General features: G+C 56.0%; 3 rRNA genes. All 3 read right to left on the bottom strand.

The window, feature by feature from the left end:
* Positions 1-12 precede the first annotated feature (12 nt).
* The 3 genes from rrf to DEI83_RS15615 all read right to left on the bottom strand — a co-directional run bounded on the left by rrf (position 13) and on the right by DEI83_RS15615 (position 5,383).
* Positions 13-129, bottom strand: a 5S ribosomal RNA gene (gene rrf, locus DEI83_RS15625).
* Between the two features lie 137 nt (positions 130-266).
* Positions 267-3,395: ribosomal RNA gene (locus tag DEI83_RS15620) — 23S ribosomal RNA — on the bottom strand.
* Positions 3,396-3,861: 466 nt separating this feature from the next.
* Positions 3,862-5,383, bottom strand: a 16S ribosomal RNA gene (locus tag DEI83_RS15615).
* Together the 16S, 23S and 5S rRNA genes form the textbook arrangement of a ribosomal RNA operon.
* Positions 5,384-5,571: the final 188 nt, after the last annotated feature.

Here is a 5,571-nt window from a genome sequence, read left to right as displayed (position 1 = left end):
TTGTGAAAAGGAGTCCGGCGGCGTCCTACTCTCCCACAAGGTCCCCCTTGCAGTACCATCGGCGCTGAGAGGCTTAGCTTCCGGGTTCGGAATGTGACCGGGCGTTTCCCTCTCGCTATGACCACCGGAACACGTTCGACACTTCTACCAGGGAAGGTTCGAAACAGTTCCGCGCATGCGCGGTGTTCAGTTTCAGTTGTTCCCGATCGTCTGTCGGGAACCACAAAGTGGACGCGAGCCCCACACCGAAGTGTGGGAAAAAAGTGTGTGTCAAGTCTTCGGCTTATTAGTACCGGTCAGCTCCACGGGTCGTTAGTCCCCGCTTCCACATCCGGCCTATCAACCCAGTAGTCTGCTGGGAGCCTCTCACACTCAAGGTGCATGGAAATCTCATCTCGAAGACGGCTTCCCGCTTAGATGCTTTCAGCGGTTATCCGGTCCGAACGTAGCTAATCAGCGGTGCCCTTGGCAGAACAACTGACACACCAGAGGTTCGTCCATCCCGGTCCTCTCGTACTAGGGATAGATCTTCTCAAATTTCCAACGCGCGCAGCGGATAGGGACCGAACTGTCTCACGACGTTCTAAACCCAGCTCGCGTACCGCTTTAATGGGCGAACAGCCCAACCCTTGGGACCTACTCCAGCCCCAGGATGCGACGAGCCGACATCGAGGTGCCAAACCATGCCGTCGATATGGACTCTTGGGCAAGATCAGCCTGTTATCCCCGAGGTACCTTTTATCCGTTGAGCGACAGCGCTTCCACAAGCCACTGCCGGATCACTAGTCCCGACTTTCGTCCCTGCTCGACCTGTCAGTCTCACAGTCAAGCTCCCTTGTGCACTTACACTCGCCACCTGATTGCCAACCAGGTTGAGGGAACCTTTGGGCGCCTCCGTTACTCTTTGGGAGGCAACCGCCCCAGTTAAACTACCCATCAGGCACTGTCCATGAACCCGATCAGGGTCCTACGTTAGACATCCAAAGTGACCAGAGTGGTATTTCAACAATGACTCCACGAACACTAGCGTGCCCGCTTCACAGTCTCCCACCTATCCTACACAAGCCACTCCGAACACCAATACCAAACTGTAGTAAAGGTCACGGGGTCTTTCCGTCCTGCTGCGCGTAACGAGCATCTTTACTCGTAGTGCAATTTCGCCGAGTTCGCGGTTGAGACAGCTGGGAAGTCGTTACGCCATTCGTGCAGGTCGGAACTTACCCGACAAGGAATTTCGCTACCTTAGGATGGTTATAGTTACCACCGCCGTTTACTGGGGCTTAAATTCAGAGCTTCGCCGTGAGGCTGACCCTTCCTCTTAACCTTCCAGCACCGGGCAGGCGTCAGTCCGTATACATCGTCTTGCGACTTCGCACGGACCTGTGTTTTTAGTAAACAGTCGCTTCCCACTGGTCTCTGCGGCCTTCAACGCTCACGGAGTGAATCCGGTCACGTGTCCGGCCCCCCTTCTCCCGAAGTTACGGGGGCATTTTGCCGAGTTCCTTAACCACGATTATCTCGATCTCCTTGGTATTCTCTACCTGACCACCTGAGTCGGTTTCGGGTACGGGCGGCTGCAACCTCGCGTCGATGCTTTTCTCGGCAGCATAGGATCACTGATTTCCCCTTACGGGTACGCGTCGGGTCTCAGGCATACAGACGACGGATTTGCCTATCGTCAGCCCTACATCCTTACACCAGGTTCACCTTACGGATACCATCGCCTGGCTCAGCTACCTTCCTGCGTCACACCTGTTCATACGCTAACCGCACCAGCATGGGGTCGAGCGTTAGACCGGCGACCATCACCCCGAAGGGATCCGGTACGTCCGGGTTAGGACTCTTAGCACCACTGGATTAGCTTGGGCGGTTGTTCGCCGGTACGGGAATATCAACCCGTTGTCCATCGACTACGCCTGTCGGCCTCGCCTTAGGTCCCGACTTACCCAGGGCGGATTAACCTGGCCCTGGAACCCTTGGTCTTTCGGAGGACGGGTTTCTCACCCGTCTTTCGCTACTCATGCCTGCATTCTCACTCGTGTGGCGTCCACGGCTGGATCACTCCGCCGCTTCACTCGCCACACGACGCTCTCCTACCACTCCGCACGACTGAACCACGAAGGCTTGTCTAGTGTGCGAAATCTACAACTTCGGCGGTGTGCTTGAGCCCCGTTACATTGTCGGCGCGGAATCACTTGACCAGTGAGCTATTACGCACTCTTTCAAGGGTGGCTGCTTCTAAGCCAACCTCCTGGTTGTCTGTGCAACTCCACATCCTTTCCCACTTAGCACACGCTTAGGGGCCTTAGTTGGTAGTCTGGGTTGTTTCCCTCTCGACGATGAAGCTTATCCCCCACCGTCTCACTGCTGCGCTCTCACTCACCGGCATTCGGAGTTTGGCTGACGTCAGTAACCTGTTGAGGCCCATCGGCCATCCAGTAGCTCTACCTCCGGCGAGAAACACGCAACGCTGCACCTAAATGCATTTCGGAGAGAACCAGCTATCACGAAGTTTGATTGGCCTTTCACCCCTATCCACAGCTCATCCCCTCCATTTTCAACTGAAGTGGGTTCGGTCCTCCACGACGTCTTACCGTCGCTTCAACCTGGCCATGGATAGATCACTTCGCTTCGGGTCTAGGACATGCGACTGAAATCGCCCTATTCAGACTCGCTTTCGCTACGGCTACCCCACACGGGTTAACCTCGCCACATATCGCTAACTCGCAGGCTCATTCTTCAAAAGGCACGCCGTCACCCCTACAAGGAGGCTCCGACGGTTTGTAAGCAAACGGTTTCAGGTACTATTTCACTCCCCTCCCGGGGTACTTTTCACCTTTCCCTCACGGTACTTGTCCGCTATCGGTCATCTGGGAGTATTTAGGCTTATCAGGTGGTCCTGACAGATTCACACGGGATTTCTCGGGCCCCGTGCTACTTGGGATACACATCCGGCCATAACACCATTTCGTCTACGGGGCTGGCACCCACTACGGCCCGGCTTTCAAACCGGTTCGACTATGATGCGCTGTAACCGCCCCAGTCCGGCAGAACTGAGCGACGTGTCCCACAACCCCGACCATGCAACGCCCGCCGGCTATCACACATGATCGGTTTAGCCTCATCCGTTTTCGCTCGCCACTACTCACGGAATCACATGTTGTTTTCTCTTCCTGTGGGTACTGAGATGTTTCACTTCCCCACGTTCCCTCTACCCGCCCTATATATTCAGGCGGGAGTCACCAGGTCGACAAGTCGCCTGGCGGGGTTTCCCCATTCGGAAATCCTCGGATCACAGCTCGATTATCAGCTCCCCGAGGCTTATCGCAGATTTCTACGTCCTTCTTCGGCTCCAGATGCCAAGGCATCCACCGTTTGCTCTTAGAAACTTGACCACAAAGATTAAAATTGCGATCCAACGCCACACCAACACCACGCCGATCACCACAAGGGCAACCAACCGGTCTCGGATGACGCGAATCTAAAGATGCTCGCGTCCACTGTGTAGTTCTCAACATACGATCGGCACCACACTCCCCCAGACCAACCGGTCTGACATCATGCGGCCCACCGAAGGACCTTCCGGCCCAACCCCCAACCACCGAACCACCCGAAAGTGACCCACCGTGGCCAGGAAGCCTGGTCCCTCAGGACCCAACAACGTGCACCAGCCGACCCGCTCCCACCCGACCCGTTCCAACCCCGCAAGCGGGACGTACTGAGACCGGAAGACGCGCTCCCGACTGCACTGTCAATGTTCCACCCATGAGCTACCCGTCGGACACGTTCGGTCCGAACCGGGCGCCTGGACCAGCAACCAACCCACCACACGGTGAGCAGCACTGACCAGATGCTCCTTAGAAAGGAGGTGATCCAGCCGCACCTTCCGGTACGGCTACCTTGTTACGACTTAGTCCTAATCACCGATCCCACCTTCGACGGCTCCTTCCACAAGGGTTAGGCCACCGGCTTCGGGTGTTACCGACTTTCATGACTTGACGGGCGGTGTGTACAAGGCCCGGGAACGTATTCACCGCAGCGTTGCTGATCTGCGATTACTAGCGACTCCGACTTCATGAGGTCGAGTTGCAGACCTCAATCCGAACTGAGACCGGCTTTTTGGGATTCGCTCCACCTTACGGTATCGCAGCCCTTTGTACCGGCCATTGTAGCATGCGTGAAGCCCAAGACATAAGGGGCATGATGATTTGACGTCATCCCCACCTTCCTCCGAGTTGACCCCGGCAGTCTCCTATGAGTCCCCGGCATAACCCGCTGGCAACATAGAACGAGGGTTGCGCTCGTTGCGGGACTTAACCCAACATCTCACGACACGAGCTGACGACAACCATGCACCACCTGTACACCGACCACAAGGGGGCGACCATCTCTGGCCGTTTCCGGTGTATGTCAAGCCTTGGTAAGGTTCTTCGCGTTGCATCGAATTAATCCGCATGCTCCGCCGCTTGTGCGGGCCCCCGTCAATTCCTTTGAGTTTTAGCCTTGCGGCCGTACTCCCCAGGCGGGGCGCTTAATGCGTTAGCTACGACACAGAAACCGTGGAAAGGTCCCTACATCTAGCGCCCAACGTTTACGGCATGGACTACCAGGGTATCTAATCCTGTTCGCTCCCCATGCTTTCGCTCCTCAGCGTCAGTTACGGCCCAGAGATCTGCCTTCGCCATCGGTGTTCCTCCTGATATCTGCGCATTCCACCGCTACACCAGGAATTCCAATCTCCCCTACCGCACTCTAGTCTGCCCGTACCCACTGCAAGCCCGAGGTTGAGCCTCGGGATTTCACAGCAGACGCGACAAACCGCCTACGAGCTCTTTACGCCCAATAATTCCGGACAACGCTTGCACCCTACGTATTACCGCGGCTGCTGGCACGTAGTTAGCCGGTGCTTTTTCTGCAGGTACCGTCACTTTCGCTTCTTCCCTACTAAAAGAGGTTTACAACCCGAAGGCCGTCATCCCTCACGCGGCGTTGCTGCATCAGGCTTTCGCCCATTGTGCAATATTCCCCACTGCTGCCTCCCGTAGGAGTCTGGGCCGTGTCTCAGTCCCAGTGTGGCCGGTCACCCTCTCAGGCCGGCTACCCGTCGTCGCCTTGGTGAGCCATTACCTCACCAACAAGCTGATAGGCCGCGAGTCCATCCCCAACCAAAAAATCTTTCCACCACCAGGCCATGCGACCAGTAGTCATATCCAGTATTAGACGTCGTTTCCAACGCTTATCCCAGAGTCAGGGGCAGGTTACTCACGTGTTACTCACCCGTTCGCCACTAATCCGCCCAGCAAGCTGGGCATCATCGTTCGACTTGCATGTGTTAAGCACGCCGCCAGCGTTCGTCCTGAGCCAGGATCAAACTCTCCGTAAAAAATTACAACCAACACCGAAGTGTCAGCGAGTTGATCTTGACTGTTGACTGTCTACTGACAATCTTCAATCCAAAAGGAATTGCTCCACACCCGATCAGCCGAAACCGACCAGGCACGGGGTCAATAAAATTGGCATTGACAATGTGCACGCTGTTGAGTTCTCAAGGACCAGACGCACTCCCCACTC

The organism is Curtobacterium sp. MCBD17_021 (genome assembly GCF_003234525.1).
Lineage (GTDB): Bacteria > Actinomycetota > Actinomycetes > Actinomycetales > Microbacteriaceae > Curtobacterium.
The sequence above is the reverse complement of the archived record's forward strand: the minus strand, read 5'-3'. Positions and strand labels throughout refer to the sequence as shown.